General features: G+C 70.2%; 29 protein-coding genes. 18 read left to right on the top strand and 11 right to left on the bottom strand.

Annotated features, from left to right (window positions below):
• Window positions 1-28 precede the first annotated feature (28 nt).
• From ACT3S3_RS01680 to ccmA, 3 genes are read right to left on the bottom strand one after another with little or no spacing between them, the layout of a single operon-like run.
• A complete protein-coding gene (locus tag ACT3S3_RS01680) occupies window positions 29-667 on the bottom strand; it encodes a TetR/AcrR family transcriptional regulator (protein WP_301444122.1) in 639 nt (212 codons plus the stop codon).
• Complete coding sequence (locus ACT3S3_RS01675; protein ID WP_444626076.1) at window positions 664-1392, bottom strand: ABC transporter permease; 729 nt, start codon at window positions 1390-1392, stop codon at window positions 664-666. Before ACT3S3_RS01675 ends, ACT3S3_RS01680 begins: the two co-directional genes overlap by 4 nt.
• Window positions 1389-2144 carry a heme ABC exporter ATP-binding protein CcmA gene (gene ccmA / locus ACT3S3_RS01670; protein ID WP_444626074.1) on the bottom strand — a complete coding sequence of 252 codons (756 nt, stop codon included), beginning with the start codon at window positions 2142-2144 and terminating at the stop codon, window positions 1389-1391. The genes ACT3S3_RS01675 and ccmA overlap by 4 nt, the downstream gene beginning before the upstream one ends.
• A gap of 116 nt (window positions 2145-2260) precedes the next feature.
• Here ccmA and ACT3S3_RS01665 point away from each other — a divergent pair, with 116 nt between their 5' ends.
• The 3 genes from ACT3S3_RS01665 to ACT3S3_RS01655 all read left to right on the top strand — a co-directional run bounded on the left by ACT3S3_RS01665 (window position 2261) and on the right by ACT3S3_RS01655 (window position 4572).
• Window positions 2261-2644: an ArsR/SmtB family transcription factor gene (locus ACT3S3_RS01665; RefSeq protein ID WP_444626073.1), complete on the top strand. Its 384-nt coding sequence runs from the start codon at window positions 2261-2263 to the stop codon at window positions 2642-2644.
• Window positions 2645-2653: 9 nt separating this feature from the next.
• Window positions 2654-3649: a calcium/sodium antiporter gene (locus ACT3S3_RS01660; protein WP_444626072.1), complete on the top strand. Its 996-nt coding sequence runs from the start codon at window positions 2654-2656 to the stop codon at window positions 3647-3649.
• An 80-nt stretch (window positions 3650-3729) separates the two neighbouring features.
• Window positions 3730-4572, top strand: a complete 843-nt coding sequence (locus tag ACT3S3_RS01655; RefSeq protein WP_444626071.1) for an alpha/beta fold hydrolase — start codon at window positions 3730-3732, stop codon at window positions 4570-4572.
• Window positions 4573-4576: 4 nt separating this feature from the next.
• Here ACT3S3_RS01655 and ACT3S3_RS01650 read toward each other — a convergent pair whose 3' ends face one another.
• Window positions 4577-5197, bottom strand: coding sequence for a DUF6308 family protein (locus ACT3S3_RS01650; protein WP_444626170.1), 621 nt, complete (start codon window positions 5195-5197; stop codon window positions 4577-4579).
• A gap of 130 nt (window positions 5198-5327) precedes the next feature.
• Complete coding sequence (locus ACT3S3_RS01645) at window positions 5328-5969, bottom strand: TetR/AcrR family transcriptional regulator (protein WP_444626069.1); 642 nt, start codon at window positions 5967-5969, stop codon at window positions 5328-5330.
• A gap of 248 nt (window positions 5970-6217) precedes the next feature.
• Between ACT3S3_RS01645 and ACT3S3_RS01640 the strand changes: the two genes are divergently transcribed.
• From ACT3S3_RS01640 to ACT3S3_RS01605, 8 genes are all read left to right on the top strand, one after another.
• Window positions 6218-6574 (top strand): carboxymuconolactone decarboxylase family protein, encoded by a 357-nt coding sequence (locus tag ACT3S3_RS01640; RefSeq protein ID WP_444626067.1) that lies wholly within the window; start codon window positions 6218-6220, stop codon window positions 6572-6574.
• A 138-nt stretch (window positions 6575-6712) separates the two neighbouring features.
• Window positions 6713-7018, top strand: coding sequence for an urease subunit gamma (locus ACT3S3_RS01635; RefSeq protein ID WP_444626065.1), 306 nt, complete (start codon window positions 6713-6715; stop codon window positions 7016-7018).
• 8 nt (window positions 7019-7026) lie between these two features.
• Window positions 7027-7770: a hypothetical protein gene (locus ACT3S3_RS01630; RefSeq protein WP_444626063.1), complete on the top strand. Its 744-nt coding sequence runs from the start codon at window positions 7027-7029 to the stop codon at window positions 7768-7770.
• 9 nt (window positions 7771-7779) lie between these two features.
• The gene (locus ACT3S3_RS01625; RefSeq protein ID WP_441579043.1) at window positions 7780-8178 is read left to right on the top strand and encodes an urease subunit beta; all 399 of its coding nucleotides are present in this window, start codon (window positions 7780-7782) and stop codon (window positions 8176-8178) included.
• Window positions 8175-9902 (top strand): urease subunit alpha, encoded by a 1728-nt coding sequence (ureC, locus tag ACT3S3_RS01620; RefSeq protein ID WP_444626062.1) that lies wholly within the window; start codon window positions 8175-8177, stop codon window positions 9900-9902. Before ACT3S3_RS01625 ends, ureC begins: the two co-directional genes overlap by 4 nt.
• On the top strand, window positions 9902-10627 hold the full coding sequence (locus ACT3S3_RS01615; RefSeq protein WP_444626060.1) for an urease accessory protein UreF: 726 nt from the start codon (window positions 9902-9904) through the stop codon (window positions 10625-10627). The genes ureC and ACT3S3_RS01615 overlap by 1 nt, the downstream gene beginning before the upstream one ends.
• 13 nt (window positions 10628-10640) lie before the next feature.
• A complete protein-coding gene (ureG, locus tag ACT3S3_RS01610) occupies window positions 10641-11276 on the top strand; it encodes an urease accessory protein UreG (RefSeq protein WP_444614931.1) in 636 nt (211 codons plus the stop codon).
• A gap of 8 nt (window positions 11277-11284) precedes the next feature.
• Window positions 11285-12229 carry an urease accessory protein UreD gene (locus ACT3S3_RS01605; protein ID WP_444626058.1) on the top strand — a complete coding sequence of 315 codons (945 nt, stop codon included), beginning with the start codon at window positions 11285-11287 and terminating at the stop codon, window positions 12227-12229.
• Here ACT3S3_RS01605 and ACT3S3_RS01600 read toward each other — a convergent pair.
• Window positions 12141-13370: an aminotransferase class I/II-fold pyridoxal phosphate-dependent enzyme gene (locus tag ACT3S3_RS01600; RefSeq protein ID WP_444626056.1), complete on the bottom strand. Its 1230-nt coding sequence runs from the start codon at window positions 13368-13370 to the stop codon at window positions 12141-12143. The genes ACT3S3_RS01605 and ACT3S3_RS01600 overlap by 89 nt on opposite strands.
• 37 nt (window positions 13371-13407) lie before the next feature.
• Here ACT3S3_RS01600 and ACT3S3_RS01595 point away from each other — a divergent pair, with 37 nt between their 5' ends.
• The 4 genes from ACT3S3_RS01595 to ACT3S3_RS01580 are packed head-to-tail and all read left to right on the top strand — an operon-like array spanning window position 13408 to window position 17882.
• A complete protein-coding gene (locus tag ACT3S3_RS01595) occupies window positions 13408-14736 on the top strand; it encodes an adenosylmethionine--8-amino-7-oxononanoate transaminase (RefSeq protein ID WP_444626054.1) in 1329 nt (442 codons plus the stop codon).
• Window positions 14733-15398 (top strand): dethiobiotin synthase, encoded by a 666-nt coding sequence (gene bioD, locus ACT3S3_RS01590; RefSeq protein WP_444626053.1) that lies wholly within the window; start codon window positions 14733-14735, stop codon window positions 15396-15398. The genes ACT3S3_RS01595 and bioD overlap by 4 nt, the downstream gene beginning before the upstream one ends.
• Window positions 15399-15457: 59 nt before the next feature.
• The gene (locus ACT3S3_RS01585) at window positions 15458-17152 is read left to right on the top strand and encodes a purine-cytosine permease family protein (RefSeq protein ID WP_444626052.1); all 1695 of its coding nucleotides are present in this window, start codon (window positions 15458-15460) and stop codon (window positions 17150-17152) included.
• The gene (locus ACT3S3_RS01580) at window positions 17127-17882 is read left to right on the top strand and encodes an NAD-dependent deacylase (RefSeq protein ID WP_444626050.1); all 756 of its coding nucleotides are present in this window, start codon (window positions 17127-17129) and stop codon (window positions 17880-17882) included. Before ACT3S3_RS01585 ends, ACT3S3_RS01580 begins: the two co-directional genes overlap by 26 nt.
• On the opposite strand, the gene ACT3S3_RS01575 is transcribed toward ACT3S3_RS01580, so the two are convergent.
• The gene (locus ACT3S3_RS01575) at window positions 17875-18429 is read right to left on the bottom strand and encodes a gamma carbonic anhydrase family protein (protein WP_444626048.1); all 555 of its coding nucleotides are present in this window, start codon (window positions 18427-18429) and stop codon (window positions 17875-17877) included. The two genes, ACT3S3_RS01580 and ACT3S3_RS01575, sit on opposite strands and share 8 nt — an antisense overlap.
• 14 nt (window positions 18430-18443) lie before the next feature.
• On the bottom strand, window positions 18444-19172 hold the full coding sequence (locus ACT3S3_RS01570; protein ID WP_301443398.1) for a glutamine amidotransferase-related protein: 729 nt from the start codon (window positions 19170-19172) through the stop codon (window positions 18444-18446).
• A gap of 30 nt (window positions 19173-19202) precedes the next feature.
• Here ACT3S3_RS01570 and ACT3S3_RS01565 point away from each other — a divergent pair, with 30 nt between their 5' ends.
• Window positions 19203-19679: a flavodoxin family protein gene (locus ACT3S3_RS01565; protein ID WP_301443399.1), complete on the top strand. Its 477-nt coding sequence runs from the start codon at window positions 19203-19205 to the stop codon at window positions 19677-19679.
• On the opposite strand, the gene ACT3S3_RS01560 is transcribed toward ACT3S3_RS01565, so the two are convergent.
• Window positions 19655-19975 (bottom strand): hypothetical protein, encoded by a 321-nt coding sequence (locus ACT3S3_RS01560; RefSeq protein ID WP_301443400.1) that lies wholly within the window; start codon window positions 19973-19975, stop codon window positions 19655-19657. The genes ACT3S3_RS01565 and ACT3S3_RS01560 overlap by 25 nt on opposite strands.
• 50 nt (window positions 19976-20025) lie before the next feature.
• Here ACT3S3_RS01560 and ACT3S3_RS01555 point away from each other — a divergent pair, with 50 nt between their 5' ends.
• A complete protein-coding gene (locus tag ACT3S3_RS01555; RefSeq protein ID WP_444626045.1) occupies window positions 20026-20979 on the top strand; it encodes an NAD(P)H-dependent flavin oxidoreductase in 954 nt (317 codons plus the stop codon).
• 6 nt (window positions 20980-20985) lie between these two features.
• Here the strand turns inward: ACT3S3_RS01555 and ACT3S3_RS01550 are convergent, their stop codons facing one another.
• Window positions 20986-21555, bottom strand: coding sequence for a TetR/AcrR family transcriptional regulator (locus ACT3S3_RS01550; RefSeq protein ID WP_444626043.1), 570 nt, complete (start codon window positions 21553-21555; stop codon window positions 20986-20988).
• Window positions 21556-21620: 65 nt separating this feature from the next.
• On the opposite strand from ACT3S3_RS01550, the gene ACT3S3_RS01545 reads away from it, so the two are divergent.
• Entirely contained in the window at window positions 21621-22367 is a 747-nt protein-coding gene (locus ACT3S3_RS01545) for a hypothetical protein (protein ID WP_301444208.1), read from the top strand.
• Window positions 22368-22442: 75 nt separating this feature from the next.
• On the opposite strand, the gene ACT3S3_RS01540 is transcribed toward ACT3S3_RS01545, so the two are convergent.
• Window positions 22443-23729, bottom strand: a complete 1287-nt coding sequence (locus ACT3S3_RS01540; RefSeq protein WP_444626041.1) for an HNH endonuclease signature motif containing protein — start codon at window positions 23727-23729, stop codon at window positions 22443-22445.
• Window positions 23730-23764: the final 35 nt, after the last annotated feature.

Genomic DNA, 23764 nt, shown 5'->3' with positions numbered 1-23764 from the left:
ACTCGCCAACTCATAAAGAGTCATAAAATCACCGGCCTATCGGTGTGATGGTCGCCTGTATCGCCGGGGCATGGACGGCGACGACGGAATCGACGTCCGCCTCCGCCAGTGGCGGGGCCCGGACGACGTAGCGCATCAGGCCGAGGCCGATGAGCTGGCTCGCCACGGACGATGCTCTGAGGTCCGCGTCCGGACCGTGCAGTCGTGCGGCGATCCGCCCCGTCACCACGTCCTCGGCGAAGTTCAGTAGCGGGGGATTGTTGGTAGCGGCAGTGTCGGCGGCACCGCCGAGCGCGCTGCGCACCGCGGCGGTGAACACGTCGCGGTGCGGGTCCCAGGACTCGCAGAACGTGCGCACCAGCCGGGCGCCGAGGTCCTCCAGTGGCCCGTCCAACGCCGTCTCGATGCGGTCCACCGGGTCGAACGGCAGGGCCATCGTGGCCACGAGGAGCCGGGCCTTGTCCCCGAAGTGGTGGTTGATCAGGCTCGGGTCGACCCCTGCCTCCTGCGCGATGGACCGGACGGACGCGCCACGGAAACCGTGCGCGGCGAACTGCCGTCGGGCGGCGTCGACGATCTTGCGGCGTGTCTGCCGCGTCCGCGCGGCACCGTCACCACGGGGACGGCCTCGCCCGCGGCGTACCTCGGGGCGTCCTTCCCCGCTCATGCGGTGCGACGCCGCAGCGTGAGGGCGGCGAGCGCCACCGAGACCACGGTGAAACCGAGCACCACGGCGAGGTCCACGGTGAAGTCGGCGTTCCAGCCGGACACGTGGGTCAGGCGGGTGAAGGAATCGGCGGCGTAGCTCAACGGCAGGACGTCGGAGACGCGGGTCAGCACCACGGCCATACTGTCGCGAGGGGCGAGCAGCCCGCACAGCAGTAGCTGAGGGATCACCACCAACGGCATGAACTGGACGGCCTGGAACTCCGTCCGGGCGAAGGCGGACGCCAGCAGTCCCAGTGACGTGCCCAGCAGGGCGTTCGCCACGGTGAACACGCCCAGCACCCACGGGGAGTCGACCTCCAGTCCGAGGAACAGGATGCCCACGGCGGAGGTCACCGTGGCCTGCACCAACCCGGCCGCACCGAAAGCGACGGCGTACCCGGCGATGAACTCCCCACGGCGCAGCCGGGTGGTCAGCAGGCGTTCCAGGGTGCCGGAGGTGCGCTCGCGGACCATGGTCACCGAGGTCAGCAGGAACATGAGGATGAAGGGGAACAGTCCCAGCATCTGCGGTCCGACCTGCTGGAAGGTCCCCGGGCTGGCGTCGAAGACGTACCTGAACAACCACAACAGCACCGACGGCAGGACGAGGACGAGGGCCAGCGTGCGCGGATCGTGCAGCAGCTGCGCGGCCACGCGGCGCGCGGTGGCGAGGGTGCGGGTCATGGTGCGGTCCTTCCTGTGGCTACAGCGTCTTCCGTGCCGTCGGTGCCCTCGGCGAGCGTGAGGAAGGCCTGCTCGAGGTCGTCCTGCCCGGTGCGTCGGCGCAGCTCGTCCGGCGTGGCGTCGGCGATCAGCCGGCCTCCTCGCAGCAGCAGCACGCGGTCGCACCGGGCGGCCTCGTCCATGACGTGGCTGGACACCAACAGCGTTTTTCCCCGCTGGGCGAGGTTGCTGAACAGTGCCCAGAGGTCGCGGCGCAGGACGGGGTCCAGACCCACGGTGGGTTCGTCGAGGAGGTACAGCTCGGCGTCGCCGAGCAGGGCGGCTGCGAGGGAGACGCGCGTGCGTTGGCCGCCGGAGAGGCTGCCGGTCAGGTCACCCTCCCGGCCGGTCAGTCCCACGCTGGCGACGGCCGTGTCGACGGCGTCCTGCCCGACCCCGCTGAGCCGGGCGAAGTAGCGGAGGTTCTGGGCGACGGTGAGGTCCGGGTAGACGGAGCTGGCCTGGGTCACGTACGCCACGCGTGCGCGGTTCGTGGCGTTGCCCGCCTGTTCCCCGAGCACCGTGACCGATCCTGACCGGATGATCTGGATACCGGCGATGGCCCTGATCAGGGTGGTCTTTCCGCAGCCGCTGGGGCCGAGGATGCCCGTGATGGTGCCGGCCGGGAGCGTGATGTCGAGGCCGGTGAGGACGCGGTGCTTCCCGCGGGTCACGTGGAGGTCGGTGACGGTGACGGCTGGTTTATTCACCATGTGTTTAATATATGTCACGAAATCACCCGGGGCAATGGTTCTTGCGGTGTCTTCTCGGTGTCTTCTCGGTGTCTTCTCGGCGTGTACTCCGCCGGGTTTCGCTACAGTACGGAGTCATGAGCGGGTCACAAGAGAGCAGCGACACCGGCGGCGCCGGCGTTGCCCGCATGCGCGAACTCTCCGACGACTGGGCGGAGACCTTCCGCCTGCTCGGCGACCCAACCCGGCTGCGGTTGCTCACCGTCCTGCACTACGAGGGGCCCGGCACGTTGAGCATGTCCGAGCTCGCGGAGCGCGCCGGGGTGCGTACGGCCACCGCCTCGGCGGCGTTGCGCCTGCTTACCGCCGCCGGCATCGTGACGGCCACGCGGGACGGACGGATGATGCGCTACGCGCTCACCGACGAGCGCGTCCACCGCCTGCTGCACCACCTCGGCGGGACGCACGCGCATCACACGCACCACACGCACCACACGCACCACACGCACGAGGAAGACTGAGCGCCTGCCGTGAGTTGGCTGCTGCTCCTCGCCGGGTTCGCCGTCCTCGTCGTGGGCGGGGAACTGCTGGTGCGCGGGGCCTCGGCACTGTCCGCGCGCATGGGGATCTCCCCGATGGTCGTCGGGCTCACCGTCGTGGCGATCGGCAGCAGCCTGCCGGAGCTGGCCGTCGGCGTCGACGCCGCGGTGCGTGGCAGTCCCGGCCTGGTGACCGGCAACATCGTGGGCACGAACATCGTCAACCTGCTGCTCGTGCTCGGGTTGGCCGCGGCGATCCAGCCGATCATCACCGCACGGCAGATGCTGCGTCTGGACCTGCCGGCCGTGGCCGCGGCGGCGGTCCTGCTGCTCGTGCTCTCGTTCGGTGGGTCACTGACCTGGCCCGCGGGCCTCCTCCTGCTGCTCGTCGGGGTGGCATACACCGCCACGATCCTCTGGTACACGAAGCGGTCGCGCGCACAGGAACTGTCGCGGCAGGCTGCCAAAGTGGATGCCGCCCACGCCGCCCACGCGGAGACACAGCACGCGCCGCCCGCCGGCTGGCGGCGCGGCGCGGTGGACGTCGTCCTGCTGCTCGGGGGCATCGCCCTGGTGATCCTCGGTGCGGACTGGCTGGTCACCGGTGCCGTCGATATCGCCTCAGAACTTGGTGTGTCCGACGCCCTGATCGGCCTGACCATCGTGGCGGTCGGTACCTCCGCCCCGGAACTGGTGACCACGGTGGTGGCCACGCTGCGCGGGCAGGCGTCCATGGCGGTCGGCAACCTCATCGGCTCCAGTGTGTACAACATCGTGTTCATTCTCGGTGCCACGGTGCTCGTCGCCCCGGACGGCATCCCCGTTCCGGACGAGGTGCTGCGCGTCGACATGCTCGTGCTGGTCGCGGTCTCGCTGCTGGTGGTCCTGATGTTCCGGACCGGCCGGAAGCTGAGCCGCTGGGAGGGGCTGCTGCTGGTGGCGTTGTACGCCGTCTACCTGACCTACCTGGTGCTCGCGCGGGTGTGACCGGCACGGGCCCACGGATGCCGGCACAGTCCGTATCCTCGAACCTGCACATCACTCTCGTACCGAGGAGGTCGAGCACCATGAGCACCATCACCACACGTGACGGGGTCACCCTGCACGTCGACGACAGTGGAGAGGCCGGTGACCTGGGACGCACCGTCGTGCTGATCCACGGCTGGCCGTTGTCCGCGGAGTCCTGGTCGGCGCAGACGGAGGTCCTGCGCAAGGAGGGCTACCGCGTGGTCGCCTACGATCGCCGCGGGTTCGGACGCTCCGGCAAGCCGGACAACCCGGAAGGCGCCTACGGCTACGACACCCTCGCCCGCGACCTCGAGGACGTACTCACCGCCCTCGAGCTCACCGACGTGACCCTCGTCGGTTTCTCGATGGGTGGCGGCGAGGTCGCCCGCTACTTCAGCGTGGGCGATACCTCGCGGATCCGCAGCGTGGTCTTCGCCGCGGCGGTGCCGCCGTTCATGATGAACGGCGACGACAATCCGGACGGACCGCTCACGCAGGACGCCGCGAAGGGCATGGAGGACGGCCTGCGCGCGGACCGCGACGCCTTCTTCGAGGACTTCACCACCGGTTTCTACTCCGTCGGCGACGACCTCAAGGTCAGCGAGGAGACCCGGAAGGACGCGGTGCGCCTGGCGCAGCAGAGCGACCAGGACGCCGCCCTGGGCTGCATGGAGGCGTTCGGCACCACCGACTTCCGCGATGACCTGCCGAAGATCGAGGTCCCGGCGTTGATCATCCACGGGGACTCCGACGACATCGTGCCCTTCGAGGGTTCCGGTAAGCGCACCGCCGAGGCCGTTGTGCACAGCAGGACGACCGTGATTCAGGGCGCGCCCCACGGGTTGAACGACAGCCACGCCGCGGAGTTCAACGCCTCGTTGCTGGAGTTCCTCGCCGACTGAGCGTTCAGCCGGGGATGTCGTCGGACGGTGCGTCGTACTTTTCTGGGTCGGCGCCCTTCGATACCCCTTGCATCCAGGTGATCACGTCGAAGATGCGCAGATCACTGATGGATTCCGGCAGCTTCGCGGTATTCCTCGCCACACGGATCCGTTCGATGAGTTTCGGGTCCTGGAATGCCTCACGGATCGGATTGAGGTGCTTGCGGTGCGTCCCGATCTCTGCGATTACCACGGAGTCGAGGATGGGGTAGAGGTGTGGCCGCTTGCGTGCGATGAGTTTGGTGGCACGGGTGAGACCGATGCCTGGGACCTCCCGTAGGAGATTCTCGAGCCGCCATGCCGGAAAGGTCTCCGCGCTGAGTTCTTCGGAGTGCGAGGCCAGGGTCTCGTCCACCGGGATCTGGGACAACAGTGCGCTGATCCGCTCCTTCATCGGCCCCAGGATCACCACGGCCGAGTCCCCACGTACCGGCGTGCTGAGCAGGCTCAGCGACAGCAGGTCGTCCACGGTGATCTCGTTAGGTGTGCAGGACCGTGTGCCGGACGGATCGAAGTCGTCGAACCACGCGCCCGTCTTCGTTTTCTTGTCACTCGGCGCATACCGGGAGCCGTAGTATTCCTGCAGCTTGGCGGCGGCCTTCGCGGTATCCGCTGTCGTTGCACCAGGGATCAGAAGGGTGGGGAGGTGTATGCTGTTGCCGGCTATGATGCTCCTAGAGGGAAGACAGAGTGTGATGTACGTTCCCTCTGGAAATCTACGCGAACTGCCGCTGCACCGATTCGACGAGCCAGCGTGTGTACTTCTCCATCGACCACCCTGATTCCAGGACGAGCTGGCGGTGGGCCTCCGGGGCCCACAGGAAGGACAGTTCGTCGGCGAGCTCGTCGAGCTCCTGCTCGTTGGCGCGCCAGGACACCAGCCCCCTGCTGATGAAGGAGGTCGCGAGGGCACGGTAGTCGTCACGGCGGCGGGCGAGCAGCGTGCTCACCGACTCGGCGATCCTGTCGTCCGAGTTGGCGGCGCTGAGGAGTTCGCCCCACAGCATGCTCGTGCGCGCATTCGCCGCGGCGACGAAGGAGGCTACGGCCTCAAGGTACCTGCCCTGGTCGGGGACCGCGGCGATACGGGGTGCATCCTCGTTGTCTGCGGGGGACTGCTGTCCCTCGGTGCCGGCGTAGGCCTGTTGGAAGGCGGCCACCAGGAGTTCCCGCTTGCGGCCGACGGTCAGCACGGTGTCGATGGAGACCCTGGCCTCCCTGGCGATGTGCGTCAGGGTGGTTCCGGGGTAGCCGTTCGTGGCGTAGCAGCTCGCTGCGGCGTCGAGGATGCGCCGACGGACCCTGGCTACGCGGTTGGCGCGGAGGGCCGAGCCGTAGCTGTGGATGCTGGGGGACATGTCGATTCACCTCAATGGACAAGGCTGCGTGTGGTTACTTCAGGCGGAGTTCCATTCGACGCTAGCACCGTGAAGGCCGTCACCTCGCCGCTCATCCTTTCCGCTACCCCCTCAACCACGGCCCATCCACCGGGACGCAGTAGCCGGGGAGTTCTGCTGGTACCTCCTTCGACAGGGCCCCCACGACAGGCCGAAAGAGGCGTTTACTGGAGAGGGCACTTGAGTTTCCCGACACGACAGGAGCTGACATGACCGACAACACCGAGAACACCGAGAGCTCAGCGAACGCCGGCTGGACCGGCGGGCAGAACGCCTTCGGCGACTTCGCTCCCGGCATGGTGCACTACACCGACAAGGTGCTGTTCGACGAGGTCTGGGAGCGCGAGGGCCTGTCCAAGCGCGACCGCAGCCTGGTCACCATCTCCGCTCTGACCGCCCTGGGCAAGATGGACCAGCTGCAGTTCCACCTCGACTTCGCCCGGCAGAACGGGGTCACCGACGAGGAGCTCAAGGAGGCGTTGCTGCAGCTGTCGTTCTACGCGGGCTGGCCCAACGGCATGGGCGCGACGGGCGTGCTGAAGAACATCGTCGAAGGGGACAGCTGACCGCGCCGCCGTGTTTCCGCGGGGTTAAAATTCGGCGGCCCCGTCCCCGCCGACGGCCCTCCGCCGCTACCGTTGGGTGGGCACGCAGCACGCACAAACCCCCGCACAAAAACCCCGCACAAACCCCAAGGACGCACCGTGGATCTCACCCCCCGGGAGCAGGACAAGCTCCTCATCTTCACCGCCGCCGAGGTCGCCCGCAGGCGCCGGGGCCGGGGGCTCACTCTCAACGTCCCGGAGGCGACGGCGCTGATCAGTGAGGCCGTCATCGAGGCCGCGCGCGACGGTCGGACCGTCGCCGAGGCGATGGAGGTCGGTACGCAGGTGCTCGGCCACGGGGACGTGCAGGACGGGGTGCGTGAGCGGCTGTCGTTGATCCAGGTCGAGGCCACGTTCCCGGACGGGACGAAGCTGGTCAGCGTCCACGACCCGATCGGCCTGTGAGCGTGGGGATGCAGTCTGTCACCGTCCTCTACGCCGGCGCCGAGGCACCGTCCCCGGCCGCCCTGCAGGACGCCACGGGCGTGCCGGTGGTCACCGGTCCGCGCGAGCTCGCGCGTCATGCCGAGCACGCCAAGACGCAGGACGCTGCGCTGGTCGTCGTCCCCGCGGGGACGGGCCGGGCGCTGACGTCGGTGACGCAGGCGGCGCAGGCGTTGGCGTGGGAACGGCGTTCCGGCACGACGGTGGTGCTCGGTCCGTCGTTGATCGACGGCACGCGGGCGATCGCGGAGATGCGCCGTCACCTGCGCGGGTCGGCAAAGGATCACGACGCGGTGCTGTTCATCGCCTCCACGGTCGACCCCTTCGCCGACGCCGAGCTGCTGCGCCGGGTGCGTCTGGCCCAGCAGTTCTCCGAGGACCTGCTGGTGGAGGTCGCCTTCGAGGGGTCGTGGCCGTCGGTGGACACCGCCCGTGAACGGCTGCGGCTGCTCGGGGCGACACGGGTGGCGCAGGTACGCGCTGACCTGGGGCAGGACGACGTGGCCATGCCGCTGTTCCGCCCCTCGTCGTTGGCCACGGCGGCGTCGCGGGCCTCGCACGCCGCGCTGCACCAGCTGGTCGACCACCACGACGACGGTGTCGCCGCCGGTCTGCTCGCCGACCACGCCACCGGTTTCGCCCACTCCCACGGCGACGAGGACGGCCATTCGCACGGCCATGACCACTCGCACGGCCACCATCACCACCACTAGGAGACCCACATGTCCGGATCCGCCAGCTACGGCCTGGCCCCCGACCAGCCGGCCACCGTCGAGCTGAACGCGGGGCGCCGCACGACCACCCTGCGGGTGTCCAACACCGGCGACCGGGCGGTGCAGGTCGGCTCGCACTACCATTTCCTCGAGGTCAACCCGGCCCTCGAGTTCGACAGGGAGGCCGCCTGGGGCATGCACCTGGCCGTACCGTCCGGCCTGGCGGTGCGTTTCGAGCCGGGCGACACCCGCGAGGTCGAGCTCGTCGACTTCGGCGGCCGGCGCGTCCTGCACGGTTTCGCCGGACTCGTCGAGGGACCGCTGGACGACCCGGCGGTGAAGGCCCGTGCCCTGGCGGACCTGCCGGGGTTCCTCGCCACCAACGACGAGCTGGAGACACACCCATGAGCAGCATCGACCGGTCCCGCTACACCGAGATCTACGGTCCCACCACAGGCGACACCGTGACCCTGGCGGACACCTGCCTCACCGTGCGCATCGAGCACGACCACCTGGCCGGCGCCTACGGCGACGAGTCGGTCTACGGCGGCGGCAAGGCCGTGCGCGACGGCATGGCGCAGGACCCCACCGCCACGGCGGCGTCCGGCGCACTCGACACCGTGATCACCGGCACCATCGTGCTGGACGCCGTCGCCGGGGTGGTCAAGGGCGACGTCGGCATCCGCGACGGCCGTATCGTGAAGATCGGCAAGGCCGGCAACCCGAACACCCAGGACGGGGTGGACCCGGAGCTGGTCATCGGCCCGGGCACCGAGGTCATCGCCGGCGAGCACCGCATCCTCACCGCCGGCGGGGTGGACACCCACATCCACTACATCACCCCGCAGCAGGCCGAGCACGGTCTGGCCAACGGCGTCACCACCTTCTTCGGCGGAGGCACCGGCCCGGCCGAGGGAACCCTGGGGACCACGTGCACGCCCGGGCCGTCCGGCGTGCAGTTCATGCTGCGTGCCGCCGAGGGGATGCCGGTCAACACCGGTTTCCTGGGCAAGGGGTCAGGCTCGCTGCCGGAGGCCCTGGCCGAGCAGGTCCGCGGCGGGGCGGCGGGCCTGAAGATTCACGAGGACTGGGGTGCGACCCCGGCGACGATCCGCAACGCCATGGACGTCTGCGACGAGTTCGACGTGCAGCTCGCCATCCACACCGACACCCTCAACGAGGGCGGCTTCTTCGAGTCCACCGCCCGGGCCTTCAAGGGCCGCCCGGTGCACACCTTCCACTCCGAGGGCGCCGGAGGCGGGCACGCCCCCGACATCCTCCGGGTCACCGGCATGGCCCACGTGCTGCCGGCGTCGACCAACCCCACGCTGCCGTACACGGTGAACTCGGTGGAGGAGCTGCTGGACATGGTGATGGTCTGCCACCACCTGTCCCACGACATCCCGGAGGACGTCGCCTTCGCCGACTCGCGCGTGCGCGCCGAGACCATCGCCGCCGAGACCGTGCTGCACGACCTCGGCATCATCAGCATCTTCAGCTCGGACTCGCAGGCCATGGGCCGGGTGGGGGAGTCGTGGATCCGTGCCTTCCAGACCGCCCACCACTGCCGTGAGCAGCTCGGCGAGCTGGCGGAGGACGCCGGCAGCGGCGCGGACAACGCACGCGTCCTGCGCTACCTGGCGAAGATGACCCTGAACCCGGCCATCGCCCAAGGGATCGGCCAGCACGTCGGCAGCATCGAACCGGGCAAGCTCGCCGACCTGGTGCTGTGGCCGGTGGACTCCTTCGCGGCAAAACCCCGCCTGGTGCTGCGGCAGGGACGTATCGCCTACGCGCAGATGGGTGACCCGAACGCCTCGCTGGCCACCCCGCAGCCGGTGGTCTACCGCCACCAGTTCGCCAACTACGGCACCGCCCTGCAGGCCAGCCGGGTGACGTTCATGTCCGCCGCCGCCATCGAGGCCGGCGTGCCCGAACAGCTCGGCCTGACCTCCACCGTCCTGCCGGTCGCGGGCACCCGCGACATCGGCAAGAAGGACATGGTGCGCAACGACCGGCTCGCCGACATCGCCGTGGACCCGGACACCTACGAGGTCACTGTGGACGGCGAGCCCGCCACGATCGCCCCGGCGACCGAGCTGCCGCTGGCGCAGCGGTTCTTCCTGTTCTGATGGTCGCGGTGCACCCGTTCCTGCAGGCGTTGACCTACGCCGACTCCGCCTACCCGTCGGGACGCTACACCCTGTCCCACGGGCTGGAGGGCCTGGTACAGGCCGGACGCGTCCGTGGGACGGCCCAGGTCACCGACGTGCTGGCCGAGCACCTGCGCCACACCGCCGCCCCGGGCGACGGGGTCGCCACCGCGGTGGCGGTGCTCACCGACGACCTGCCCACCCTGCTCACCGTCGACCGCGAGCTCTCCGCGACGAAGGTCACCGGCGAGCTGCGGCGGGCGTCCACCCGCGTGGGACGCCAGCTGCTGCTGGTCACCGGCCAGGTCGAGGAGCAGCTCGGTGGGGCGCAGCCGGACGTCCTGCGCGCCTACGCCGCGGCCGTCACGGCGAAGGAGACGCCCGGCAACCAGGCCGTCGCCGCCGGCGTGGTACATGCGTCCCACGGCATGGACGCGGTCACCGCCGTGGCCACCGAACTCACCGGTCTGGCGGTGGGGTGGGCCGGTGCCGCCCTGCGTTTGCGCCAGTGCGACCACGTGGGCGCGCAGGTCGCGATCACCGCCGCGCACCCGGTGATCGCCGAGCTCAGCGCACGCTGTGCCGACACCGCCGCCGAGCTGCTGGCGTCCGGTGACTGGCGGCTGCTGGGGCGCGCGAGCCCCGGCGGCGACCTCGCCTCCGCCGCGCACGAGTCCGCCCCCGCCCGACTGTTCATGAGTTAGAGAGGACCCCCTAATGAGTACACCAGACCCCGTCACCGGATCCGGTTCACCGCTGCGTATCGGCATCGGTGGCCCCGTCGGCTCCGGCAAGACCGCCCTGATCGAGGCGCTCGTCCCACGGTTCGTGGCGGCGGGGCGCAACGTCGGGGTGATCACCAACGACATCTACACCCAGGAGGACGCGATGCACGTCCGCCGGGAGCTGGCGGGCGTGATCGACCCGGACGTGGTCGTCGGCGTGGAGACCGGCTCCTGCCCGCACACCGCGGTGCGCGACGACCCGACGATGAACCTGATGACCGCCGCGGACCTGCTCGACGAGCACCCGGAGATCGACACCCTGTTCTTCGAGTCCGGCGGCGACAACCTCACGCTCACCTTCTCCCCGGCGCTGGTGGACGTGTTCGTGTTCGTGCTCGACACCGCCGAGGGGCAGAAGATGCCGAAGAAGCGTGGCCCGGGCATCACCGAGTCCGACATCCTGGTGATCAACAAGACCGACATCGCCCAGTACGTGCGCTGCGACCTGACGGTGATGAACGCCGACGCCGTCGACGTGCGCGACGGCAACCCCGTGGTGCTCACCGACTGCTTCTCCGGGCAGGGTGTGGAGGAACTCCAGCAGAAGCTCGAGGGCTTCAGGGCGTGACACGGGGCGTGAACAGGTCGCTGGACCCGGCCGACCTGACTCCTCCGGTGCCACACGAGGTGGCGGCGGTCGCCGGGGAGGTCAGCTCCGGCGGCGTGATGCCGGTGGGTCGCCCCGGAAAGGTCGGTGTGCTCGACGTGACCTTCGGCGTGCGGGGCGGCGGCGACTGTGTCACCGGCCTGACCTCACGGTTCGTCAAGGCGCCGATGCAGGTCACCCGCCCGCTCCACATCGACCCGCGCGACCCCGGTGAGGCGTTCCTCTACGTTCGTACCACCGGTGGTGGGCTGGCCCAGAACGACCGGATCCGACAGACCTTCCGGCTCGAACCCGGCGCCCGGGCCACGGTGACGACGCAGGCGGGCACGCCGGTGCACCGCATGAACGCCGGCATGGCGTCGCAGTGGGTCAGCCTGCACGTGGCCGACGGTGCAGTGTGCGAGTACCTGCCGGGCCAGACGATCCTCTTCGGCGGCTCCCGCCTGCTGCAGGTCACCGATGCCGACGTGGCGCCAGGGGGCACACTGCTGGCCGCGGAGGTGATGCTCACCGGACGCCTGGCGCGCGGCGAGCGCGACGGTTTCGACGTCCTCGCCCAGGGTTTCCGGGTGACGCGGGACGCCCGGCCGCTGCTCTCTGACACGTTGTGCACCACCGGCGCGACCGCGCGCTCGGAGATGCTGCTGTCACGCTGGCCGGTGTGGGGCACGGTGCTGGTGGTCCCGGCGCAGGGGGAGGACGTCGCGGGCCTGCTCGCGCAGATCCGCGACGACCTGCCGGCGGCCGGCGAGGAACTCACCGCCGCGGCGTCCACCATGGTCGGTGACGCGGGCATCACCGTGCGCGTGGCGGGGGAGGACCCCGTCAGCGTGCGTGCGCTGGTGGAGCGGGTGCACAGCCGGACGCGGGAGCGTCTGCTGGGGCGTCCGGCGGTGGACCTGCGACGGATGTGACGCCCGCCAGCGCCTCCAGCAGCGCGTCGATCTGGGCACCGGTGTGGGTGGCCATCACGGTGACGCGCAGGATCGCCTCGCCACGCGGGACGGTGGGGTAGCGGATCGCCGGTATGTGGAAACCCGCCTGCCGCAGCTCCGCCGCCACGGCCATGGCCGCCCGTTCGTCACCGACCGGCACCGGCACGATCGGTGTCCCCGGATGTCCGACGAGGCCGAGCCCGTCGGTGAGGCGTCGGACGTTGTCCTGCAGCCGCCGCACGAGCGACTCGTCGGCACGCACCAGGCGCACCGCCGCCAGCGCGGCGGCGACCGTCGGGACGGGGGAGGACGTGGAGTAGATGAACGGGCGGGCCTGGTTACGCAGCAGGTCGCAGGTGTCGCGGTCGGCGCAGATGAACCCGCCCTCCGCGCCGAGCGCCTTGCTCAGCGTGCCGACCAGCACGTCCGGAGCGTCCTGCGCACCCGGTGCGGCGCAGCCGCGCCCGTCGCCGACGGTGCCGATGCCGTGGGCATCGTCCACCATGACCGCGCATCCGTTGTCGTGGGCCAGGGAGACGATCTCGGCCACGGGTGCCAGGGTGCCGCCCATCGAGAACACCCCGTCGGTGACGACGAGTCCGTGTTCGGTGGTGCGCCGCTCCAGCAGCCGGGCCAGGGCGTCGGTGTCGCGGTGCGGGTAGACCTGCAGCCGGGCGCCGTTGGTGCGCGCGGCACGGCAGCCGTCGATGATGCTGGCGTGGTTGTGGGCGTCGGAGAACACCGTCACCGAAGCGTCCGCCAGTACCGTGAGCGCGGCGAGGTTCGCGGCGAACCCTGTGTTCAGCAGCACGCAGTCCGGGTAACCGAGCCAGTCGGCGAGCTCCTCCTCGAGTGCGCGGTGCACGGGTGTGGACCCGGTGGTGAGTCGGGACCCGCCCGAGCCGGTGCCGTAGGTGAACGTGGCCTCGACCGCGGCCTCCACCACGGCGGGGTGGTGGGACAGGCCGAGGTAGTTGCTGGAGGAGAAGAGCAGCCGCGCGCCGCCGTCGGTCTCGATCACGGGGTGCTGTCCGGTGGCGATGTCGGTGGTGTGGCGGCCGAGCCCGGCGTCGCGCCAGACCTGCAGGCGGGTGGCGGTGGGCAGGTACGGTGCGCTCACGGTTGTCCCTTCATTGAACGGTGTATAGCCTGGTGTGATGACTATCCTAGAGCACTCCCCGGACGTGTGGGACGCCAACCGGGTGGCCGACGCCGACCGTCGGCACGTGTGGCACCCCTACGCCCCACGCCACGGCGCGACCGGGAACCTCGTGGTCGAGTCTGCGTCCGGCACACGCCTGCGGCTGGCCGACGGGGACCGTGAGGTCATCGACGGCATGAGCTCCTGGTGGGCGGCGTGCCACGGCCACGGTCACCCGGCGCTGCGCGAGGCCGCCCACCGCCAGGTCGACCGGATGAGCCACGTGATGTTCGGCGGGCTCACCCACCGCCCCGCCGCGGAACTGGCCGAACGCCTCCTCGGCCTGATCAATAGCCCAGACCTCGCCGGCGATCCGCTGACCTCGGTGTTCTTCTCCGACTCCGGCTCGGTGTCGGTGGAGGTCGCGTTGAAGGCCGCGCTGCAGTACCAGCGGGGTGTGGGCCACCCGGAGCGCACCCGCTTCCTCACCTGGCGCGGCGGCTACCACGGGGACACGCAGGGGCCGATGGGGGTGTGCGACCCCGACGGCGGCATGCACTCGCTGTGGACCGGTGTGCTCACCCCGCAGGTCTTCGTGCCCGCCCCACCGCCGCGCGGCAGCACCCCGGAGGTGCTGGAGCGCTACCTCGCCGAACTGCGCGCGGCGGTGGAGTACAACGACGTGGCCGCCGTGATCGTGGAACCGGTGGTGCAGGGTGCCGGCGGCATGCGCTTCCACGACCACGCCCTGGTCACCGGGCTGCGTGAGGTCTGCGACGAGACCGGAGCGTTGCTCATCCTCGACGAGATCGCCACCGGCTTCGGACGCACCGGTGACGTGCTCGTCGGCGCCGCCGCCGGGGTCATACCCGACATCCTCTGCCTGGGAAAGGCCCTGACCGGCGGGTTCATGAGCTTCGCCGCCACGGTGACCACCGACCGTGTCGCCGCGGCCGTGGACTCGCCGGACGGCGGAGGGGCCTTGATGCACGGGCCCACGTTCATGGGCAACCCGCTGGCCTTCGCGGTGTCCCTGGCCGCACTGGACCTGGTGGAGTCCGGCTACTGGCGTCCGCGTGTGGCCCGCACCGAACAGCTGCTGCGCGAGGGGCTGGAACCCCTGCGCGGGCACCCCGGAGTGGCGGACGTGCGGGTGCTCGGCGCGATCGGCGTGGTCGAGACCGTCGTGCCGCTGGACTCCCCGGTGGTCACCGCGGCCCTGGTGGAGCGCGGCGTGTGGCTGCGCCCCTTCGGCCGGCTGCTCTACACCATGCCACCGTTCACCTGCACCGACGAGGAGATCGTGCGCATCACCGACGCGATGGTCGCGGCGGTGGACGCATGATCCTGATCGTCACCGGCACCGGCACGGACGTGGGCAAGACCGTCGCCACCGCGGCCTTGGCGGTGAACGGGCAGGGCACAGGACGTCATGTCACCGTGGTCAAACCCGTGCAGACCGGCGAAGAGCCCGGCAACGGCGACCTGCGTACGGTCACCGCCCTCACCGGCGTCACTGACACCCACTGCTTCACCTACTGCCCCGAACCCCTGGCACCGGTCGCCGCCGCACGGCGCGCGGGCATCGTCCTGCCCGGTCTGCAGGAGGCGGCCCGCCGGATCCTGGCGCTGGACGCCCCGGACCGTCTCGTGCTCGTCGAGGGCGCCGGCGGTGTACTCGTCGACCTCGGCGGATTCACCGTCGCCGACCTCGCCCGGCGCACCGACGCCCCGGTGGTCGTGGTGACCACCACCGGACTGGGCAGCCTCAACCACCACGACCTCACCCTCGAGGCGCTGGCCCACCGGGGCGTGACCTGCGCCGGTGTCATCGGCGGCTCTGTGCCGGTCGCGCCGGTCGTGCCGGACGCCGCGACGTCCACCACGCTCGACGTCCTGCGGGGCGGTCCCCGCTGGCTGGGTGGCATCCCGGCCGGCGCGGGTACCCTCGACACCGCTGCGTTCCGCGCCGCGGCGGGGCGCTGGATCGGCATGCCGCAACCGTAACCTCGACGAAACGCCACGGGGAGGGTGCCGGAAAAACGGCGACCGTAGCGTCCTGTCCCATGACCCAGACAGTGACCACACCCACCACCGCGGAGGCACCCGCCTCCCAGTCGGTACAGACCCCGTCGAGCCCCGTCGGCACCGAGGACTTCTCGCTGCGCTTCGCCCCGCGGCACTACCGCAAGTGGACGCCGGCCGCCGTCGCCGCCAGCGCCCTGGGCGGCATCGCCTACCTCGCGGACTTCTCCATCGGTGCCGCCATCGGCGTGGAGCACGGCACCACCAACGCCGTCGGCGGCATCCTCATCGCCGCCGTGCTGATCTTCGTGTCCAGCTTCCCGCTGGCCTACTACGCCGCGCGCTACAACGTGGACCTCGACCTGATCACCCGCGGCTCCGGCTTCGGCTACAAGGGTTCGATCATCACCAACCTCATCTTCGTGTCCTTCACCTTCATCCTCTTCGCCACCGAGGGCGCGATCATGGCGCAGGGACTCAAGGTCGGCCTCGGCATCCCGCTGTGGGCCGGCTACGCGGTCAGCTCGCTGATGATCATCCCGCTGGTCATCTTCGGCATGAAGCTGCTGTCCAAGCTGCACTCCTGGACCAACCCGCTCTGGCTGGTGATGATGTTCGTGCCGCTGGTGGTGCTCATCGTGCAGGAGCCCTCGTCGGTGGGCACCTTCCTGGAGTACACCGGTGAGAACGACTCGCCGGTGTCCTTCGCCGCGATGATGCTCGCCGCGGCCGTCTGCCTGTCGCTGACCGCGCAGATCGCCGAGAACATCGACTACCTGCGGTTCATGCCGCCGAAGACGGACGCCAACCGCCGCTCCTGGTGGGCCGCGGTGATCTGCGGCGGGCCCGGCTGGGTGGTGCTCGGTGCGACGAAGCAGATCATCGGCGTCTTCCTCGCTGTCTACATGATCTCGGTGGTGGGGCAGGGCTCCGACATCGCCGTGGAGCCGGTGAACCAGTTCATGACCGAGTACCGCCAGATGATGCCCGGTTGGCTCGCCGTGACCCTCGCGGTGGTGCTCGTGGTGATCTCGCAGATCAAGATCAACACCACCAACGCCTACTGCGGCTCCCTGGCCTGGACGAACATCTACTCGCGCACCACCAAGCGTTACCCGGGCCGGGTGTGGTTCGTGGTGCTCAACGTGTCGATCTCCCTGGCGTTGATGGAGTTCGACATGTTCAGCGTGCTCAGCTTCGTGCTGAGCTTCTACTCCAACCTCGCCATCGCCTGGATCTTCACCGTGGCCGCCGACATCGTGGTCAACAAGTACCTGCTGGGGATCTCGCCGAAGCGCCCGGAGTTCCGCCGCGGCATGCTCTTCGACTACAACCCGGTGGGCATCGTGTCGGTGCTGCTGTCCGGTGGGGTGTCGATCGCCATGTTCTTCGGTGCGTTCGGCGACGCCGTCGCCCCGTTCTCCCCGCTTTTCGCCGCGGTCATCGCCGTGGTCACCACCCCGCTCATGGCGGTCCTCACGAAGGGACGCTGGTACCTGCGCCGCGACTCCGACGGCATCGACCTGCCCATGGAGGACGCCGACGGCAACCCCTCGGACGCCCGGCTGACCTGTGCGGTCACCGGCGAGTCCTGTGAGCGTCCGGACATGCTCGCCTCCGCGGTGCCCGGCCCGGCCGGACGCACGCAGTACATCTCGTCGCTGGCGCTCACCCTGGACGCCTCCGGAGAACACGTCCTACCCTTGGAGCATGAGCCTGGCACAGACCGTCCGTGACGCCCGACGCATCGAGGTCTTCACCGGTGCCGGCATGAGTGCGGACTCCGGACTGGACACCTTCCGCGACGCCACCACCGGGCTGTGGAGCCACGTCGACCCGCAGGCCATGGCCAGTGTGGACTCCTGGTCGCGCGACCCGGACCCCATGTGGGCGTGGTACCTGTGGCGGGCGGCGAAGGCCCGCGCCGCCGCCCCGAACGCCGGACACCGGGCGGTGGCCGCCTGGCAGGACGTCCCGGGCGTGCACGTGCACGTCACCACCCAGAACATCGACGACCTGCACGAACGCGCCGGCAGCCGGGACGTCTCCCACCTGCACGGCAGCCTCGTCGACTTCCGCTGCGCCGGCTGCGGTGCCCCGGCCCCCGAGCCGGAACTGCCGTCACTTCAGGAAACCTCCACCGACCCCGCCACCCGCCTGCACCCGCCGCACTGCGCCACCTGCGGTGCCCTCGTGCGTCCCGGCGTCGTCTGGTTCGGCGAGGCACTGCCGCAGGACGCCTTCGCCGCCGCCGAGGAGTCCATGGAGGCCTGTGACCTCCTGGTCATCGTCGGCACCAGCGGGGTGGTCTACCCCGCGGCCGGACTGCCGCACATCGCCGCGGCACGCGGCGTACCCGTCGTCGAGATCAGCCCGGCGGACACCGACCTGACTCCGTTGGCCACCCGGTCGGTGCGCACCACCGCGGCGGTCGGGCTACCGGAGCTGCTGAGTCCGCTCAGCTGAAGCGCACCTCGTCGATGTCGACCGCCTGCCCCGGCGCCGCCTGGCCACGGGCGATCTCCACGTAGTGCCCGGCGTGGGTGACCAGGCCGGCGCGCTCCTCGTCGGTGAGCTCGCGGCGCACCTTCGCCGGCAGCCCGGCGGCGAGCACGCCGTCCGGCACGTCCTGCCCCTCCAGGACGGTCGCCCCGGCGCCGATCAGCGTTCCCGCACCCACCGTCGATCCGCTGAGCAGGGAGGACGACATTCCGATCAGGGTGCCGTCGCCCACGCTGGCGCCGTGCACCAGCGCCTGGTGGCCCACGGTGACGTCGTCGCCGAGCACGTTGGAGACCCCCGTGTCCACGTGCAGCACGGAGTTGTCCTGGATGTTCGTGCGCTCGCCGATGTGGATCGACCCGACGTCGCCGCGGATGACCACGCCGTAGAACACCGAGGAGTCTGCGCCGATCTCCACGTCGCCGATGATCACCGCCGTCGGTGCCACGTAGGCGGAGGCGTGGATGCGCGGCACCCGGCCGTTGAAGGGGAGGATCAGTGGTGAGTTCATGTTCCCCACTGTAATCAGTCGATCAGCCCCACGGTGCGTAACCAGCCCAGCACCATCCGGCGCGAGGGCTCGACCAGACCCGGGCCCTCCTGCGCCGTTGCCCTGCGCAGGTCGTCGACGTCCACGCCCTGTTCCTGCAGGTCGCCGTGGTGGCCGATGAGCCACCGCTCGAAGGTGTCCGGGTCGACCTCCGGGTGGAACTGCAGGCCGAGGGCGTGGTTGGAGCGGAAGGCCTGCACCGGGGTGTCCTCGTCGTGGGCGAGACGTTCCACGCCGGCCGCCACGGCCGCCCGCCCGACGGGAAGTTCGATGCGGTCGCCGTGCCAGTGCAGGACGGGGCGTCCCTCCAGGGCGCGCAACGGGCCGGACGCGCCGGCGTCGGTGAGCGTCACCGACGACCAGCCGATCTGCATCGGCACGCCCGCCGGGGCGGGGACGACCCGCCCGCCGAGCGCCAGCGCCAGCAGTTGCGCGCCGAGGCAGACGCCCAGCACGGGGCGTCCGGCGGCGTGACGGGCGCGGATGAGCTCGATCTCGTCGGCGAGGTACGGGTAGTCGGGGTCCTCGGCGTTGACCGGCCCGCCCATGACGACCAGCAGGTCGGCCTCCAGCGGGCCCGGCGGGAAGTCCACGCCGGCGTCGACGTGGCGGGGCTGCAGCAGCTCCTCCCACGTGCCGGCGTCCTCGAAGGAGACGTGCCGCAGGACCACGGTGCTCAGGGTGTCGTCTGTCGTGCCTGTCATGTCCCCGAGGATACGTGCATCATGGGGTCCATGGCCTACCTTCTGATCGTGCACCACAGTCCGACCGGGAAGCTGCGCACCATCGCCGACACCGTGCTCGCCGCCGCACGCGCGGCGGCGCGCGAGGCGTCCGGCGAACTCGACGAGGCGCTGGAGGTGCGCGAACGCGAGGCGCTGGAACCGGACGCCGGCGAACTCCACGACGCCGCCGCGGTGATCCTGGGCACCAGCGCCAACTTCGGCTACATCTCCGGCGCGCTGAAGCACTACCTCGACTCCACGTTCCTGGAGAACCAGGACCGCGAGAAGCCCTTCTCCTACTGGATCCGCGGCGGCTACGACACCACCGGTGCGGAGAACGCACTGGAGAAGATCGCCACCGGTTTCGGCTGGGCCACGGCCGCCGACCCGGTGACCTTCACCGGCGACGTGGAACCGTACCTCGACGAGCTACGCGCCCTCGCCGAGAACACGGTGGGTGCCTACTTGCTGTCCGACAGCAGGTAGGACGCACCGGCGACGCCGGCGGTGACGGTGAGCACGGCCGGCCAGGAGCCCATCTTCTTGGCCAGCGGGTGCGACAGGCCGAAGCCGGCGACGTAGGCGGTGCTCAGCCCGGCGGTCAGCGCGGGACCGCCCTTGGCCAGCCAGGTACGTCCGGCGTACACGCCTGCCGCGGCGAGCAGCACGCCGCCGAGCGGGCGGACACCTGTCTCGCGCGCGCTGACCCAGCCCCCGATCAGGCCGAGGGTGGTGACGGCGGCGGTGTTGACGTCCTTGGCGTTCTTCAGTGTCATGTCCATGGCCGCCAGGCTACCCTGGAGGGACCAACGCGACGTAAGGAAGGACCACCGTGACACAGCTACCGCACACGCTGCTGACCCGACTGTGGGGCATCGACCTGCCGGTCATCGGCGCACCCATGGCAGGACGTGCCGGTGGTGAGTTGGCTGCCGCCGTGAGCCGGGCCGGCGGGCTCGGCATGATCGGGGTGGGAGCCTCGACGTCGCCGGAGTGGATCCTGGAGCAGGCCGAGATCGCCGGGGAGGGCGGCAACTTCGGCATCGGCCTGATGGTGTGGGCGCTGACCGACGAGGTCTTCGACGCCGCGGTGGAGGCCAACCCCACCGTGATCTCCCTGGCCTTCGGCGACCCGTCGCCGTGGGTGGCGCGGGCGCACGCAGCGGGGATCAGCGTGGTCGCGCCGGTCAACGACATGCCGCAGGTGCGCCAGGCCCTGGAGTCCGAGGTGGACGTGCTCTGCGTGCAGGGCACCGACGCCGGCGGACACACCGGGCGCATCGGCACGATGCCGCTGATGCAGCAGGTGCTCAACCACACCGCCTCGCACGCCCCAGGCGTGCCCGTCGTCGTCGCCGGCGGGATCGGCACCGGACGCGGCCTGGCCGCCGTGCTCGCCGCGGGTGCGGACGCCGCCTGGATCGGCACGGCGCTGCTGGCGTCCCCCGAGTCGATGGGTTCGACGGACCTCAAGGCGGCCGCCGTGGCGGCCTCGGCGCGCAACACCGTGCTGACCGGCATCTACGACCGCGCCGAGCAGGTCGGCTGGGACACCACGACCTGGCCCACGCGCACCGTGCGCAACGACTTCGTCGACCGCTACGCCGACGACCGGACGGTGGACGACGCCGAACTCGTCGCCGCCCGCGCCCCGGGCGGGCGCCACGCCGACGACCTGAAGCTCCACGCGGGGCAGGCCGTGGGCCTGGTCCGGCAGCAGGAACCGGCGGGCGAGGTCATCGCCCGCATGGCGCAGGAAGCCTACGACCTGCTGAAACGGTTCTAGCCTGTTCTAGCCTGGCAGGTCGGCGACCATCGCGGCGACGGTGGCGCGCGCGGCGTCCTCGGTGACACGTCCGGCCATCAGCAGCGAGCCGAGGCCGTGGCCGAGGGCCATCGCCGTGTCGACGATGCTGCCGGCGGTGTCCTCCCCGAGCTCCGGGATGGCGGTCAGGCAGGCGTCGGTGAACTCCGTGCCCGTGGCCGCGAGGTGACGGCGGTACGCCGATGCCGCCGGTTCGGTGCCGGTCACGGCCATGAGCTCCATCGACACACTGATGCGGTGGAAGGCGCAGGTCTCCTCGTCGACGGGCAGGGTGGCGGCGAAGTAGCCCTCGATGACCGCGCGCAGGGAGTCGTCCGGGTGGCGTCGCTCGCGCCACCGTCGGATGCTGCGGTCGGAGAGACGCTGCAGGGAGGCGGCGACCAGTGTGTTCTTGTCGGTGCCGTAGTACTGCACCAGGCGCAGGGACACGCCGGCCTCGGCGGCCACGGTGCGCATGCTCACCGCCGTGATCCCCTCCCGGCCGATGAGCCGGTCCACGGCGTCGAAGATCTGGTCCCGGCGGGTCGTCGTACGCATGTACCAGATCGTATCCTGTGACTGGTGGGACGGGAGAGCAGGGTTGGCGTAGGGTGGAGGTTGTCATGACTGCTGCACCTGAGCACGCGCCCTGCCTCGACGTCGACCTGACCGCCACACCGTGGCTGTACCCCGGACCCTGGCCCACCACCTCCGGGACGCTGACCGCCGAGGGCTACTTCCCCGGTGAGGTCGGCATGGTCGGCATCGCCGACGACCTGGGACTCACCCCCGTGGTGGCGGTGGGGTCGAACGCCTCGCCGGGGGTGATGCTCACGAAACTGGAGTCGCACGGCGTCTCGCCGATGGTGCCCTTCATCCGGGCGTGCGTGCCGGACACCACCACCGCCTTCACCGCGCACGTCAGCCCGCGCGGCTACATCGCCGCCGCACCGTATCGGCAGCCCGGGGCGCAGACCACGATGTGGGTGAGCTTCCTCGACGAGGAGCAGCTCGCGTGCGTGGACGGGACGGAGTCGCCGAACTACGACCGGATCCACGTGGGCGACACGGTGACCCTCGACAACGGGGAGGAGCTCGAGGGCTACGACATCTACCGCAGCTGCTGGGGGCTGATCCCGGACGTGCAGCACCACACCGGGCGCGACGTGGAGCCGGTGCCGTTCGTGCACCGTGAGGCACAGTGCCGGGTGTTCCGCCATGTCCGCGAGGGACTCGTCGGCGGGGTGCCGTCACTGCCGGACGGCGACAGCGAGTCCGTGGTCCGGATGATGTGGGAGGACCGGAACCTGGCGGGGCGCGTGTCGGAGGAGTTGCACGACATCGCCATGGCCGATGGGTTCTCGGGGTAGCTCTTCGCTGCTCTCCGGGCCCGCGCGTCCGGCCCCTGCACCTTGGTGGTGCGGGGGTTTTCGTGTGCGCGGGGGTCAGTCCTCGTCGGCAGGGTCCTCAGTGTCGGCGTCTGTGTCGTCTGCGTCGTCGAAGCTGGGGGCAGGGCCGGTGTCCTTGACTTCCGGGCCGTAGACCTGGGCCAACGGGCCGGTCGCATGCGTGGTGTAGCGCACCCCGCCGGGGCCCTGCCAGTGGATCGTGAACCCACCATCAGGGGAGGAGCACCGCCAGGACCCCTCGGTCTTCAGCCGGTGGTGTGGACGGCACAGTTTCTGCCCATTGCTCGGGTGCGTCACCCCGTCACTGGTGGCGTCAGTATGCTGGGAGTTGATGATGTGGTCGTTGTCGCAGAGTGTGGCCGGCACGTCACAGTTGGGGAACCGGCAGGTCGCGTCCCGGCCCTCCAGGTAGGTGCGCTGCCCCAGCAGGAACGGATACCCCGGCGACTCGGGGTAAGCCTGCGGATCGATGGGGATCTCCTTGACCTTGCTCGGGTCACACGCGCCCTCGAAGCGCTGCGCGGTGGCGGGGTTGACCCACCCAACTCTGGCGACGTAGCCCGCCCCGGTGCCATGCACCCCGTCGATCGTCGCGCGGTAGAGATGCACCCGGATTTCCATCGAGGCCGGGTTGTCGCCGAGTTGTTCGAGCATGACCTGTGCTTTGAGTTGGGAGCGGGTCGGTAGCTCGGTGCGTTCGTCTTCGGGGAGGTTTTCTTGAAGGCGGCGGGCGTCGGCGAGCAGGACGCGGGCCTTCTTGTCGAGGTTGTCGTCGATGGCCGCCAGGGTGACGATGTCGCCGCCGGTGAGGATCATCTTGTTGCCCCGGCGCTTGAGGGTGACGGTGTCCTCCCGGGCCTGGGCGGTGTTGTCGGCCAGCACCGGTGCGACATCCAGGATCGCCGCGCGCACCCGGTCGCCGAGTTCGCGCAGGGTGACCAGGCGGGTGGTGTCACGCAGCCACGGGGTGACGTGGGTGTTGACTGCCGCATCCAGGCAGGCGGTGATCTCGTCGTGGCGACCTTTGGGCACGGTGGACAGTTGGGCGTGGATCATCCGGCGGATCAGGGCGAGGTGGTCGGCGGCGAGGATGCCGGTGGTCACCACGGCGCAGAACAGTTCGAGGTTGCGTGCGGCGAGTTCGCCTGCGTGAGCGAAGCGGGTCGCGTCGTTGCGGGAGCGTCCGCGTAGGGCCAGTGCTGCGCCGAGGCGGTCGGTGGTCGAGAGTTGGCGTAGGTGGATGATCAGGCCCATCTCGACGATGTTGATGTGGCGTTGCAGGGCGTCGATGTCGACGGTGGCTGGTTCGTCGGTGGTGGTCATGTCCCCGGTTCCCCCTTTTACGTTTGTACGGTGAA

Source organism: Corynebacterium sp. AOP40-4SA-5 (genome assembly GCF_052377355.1).
Taxonomy (GTDB): Bacteria; Actinomycetota; Actinomycetes; order Mycobacteriales; family Mycobacteriaceae; genus Corynebacterium.
This window is presented reverse-complemented; position numbering and strand designations above follow the sequence as displayed.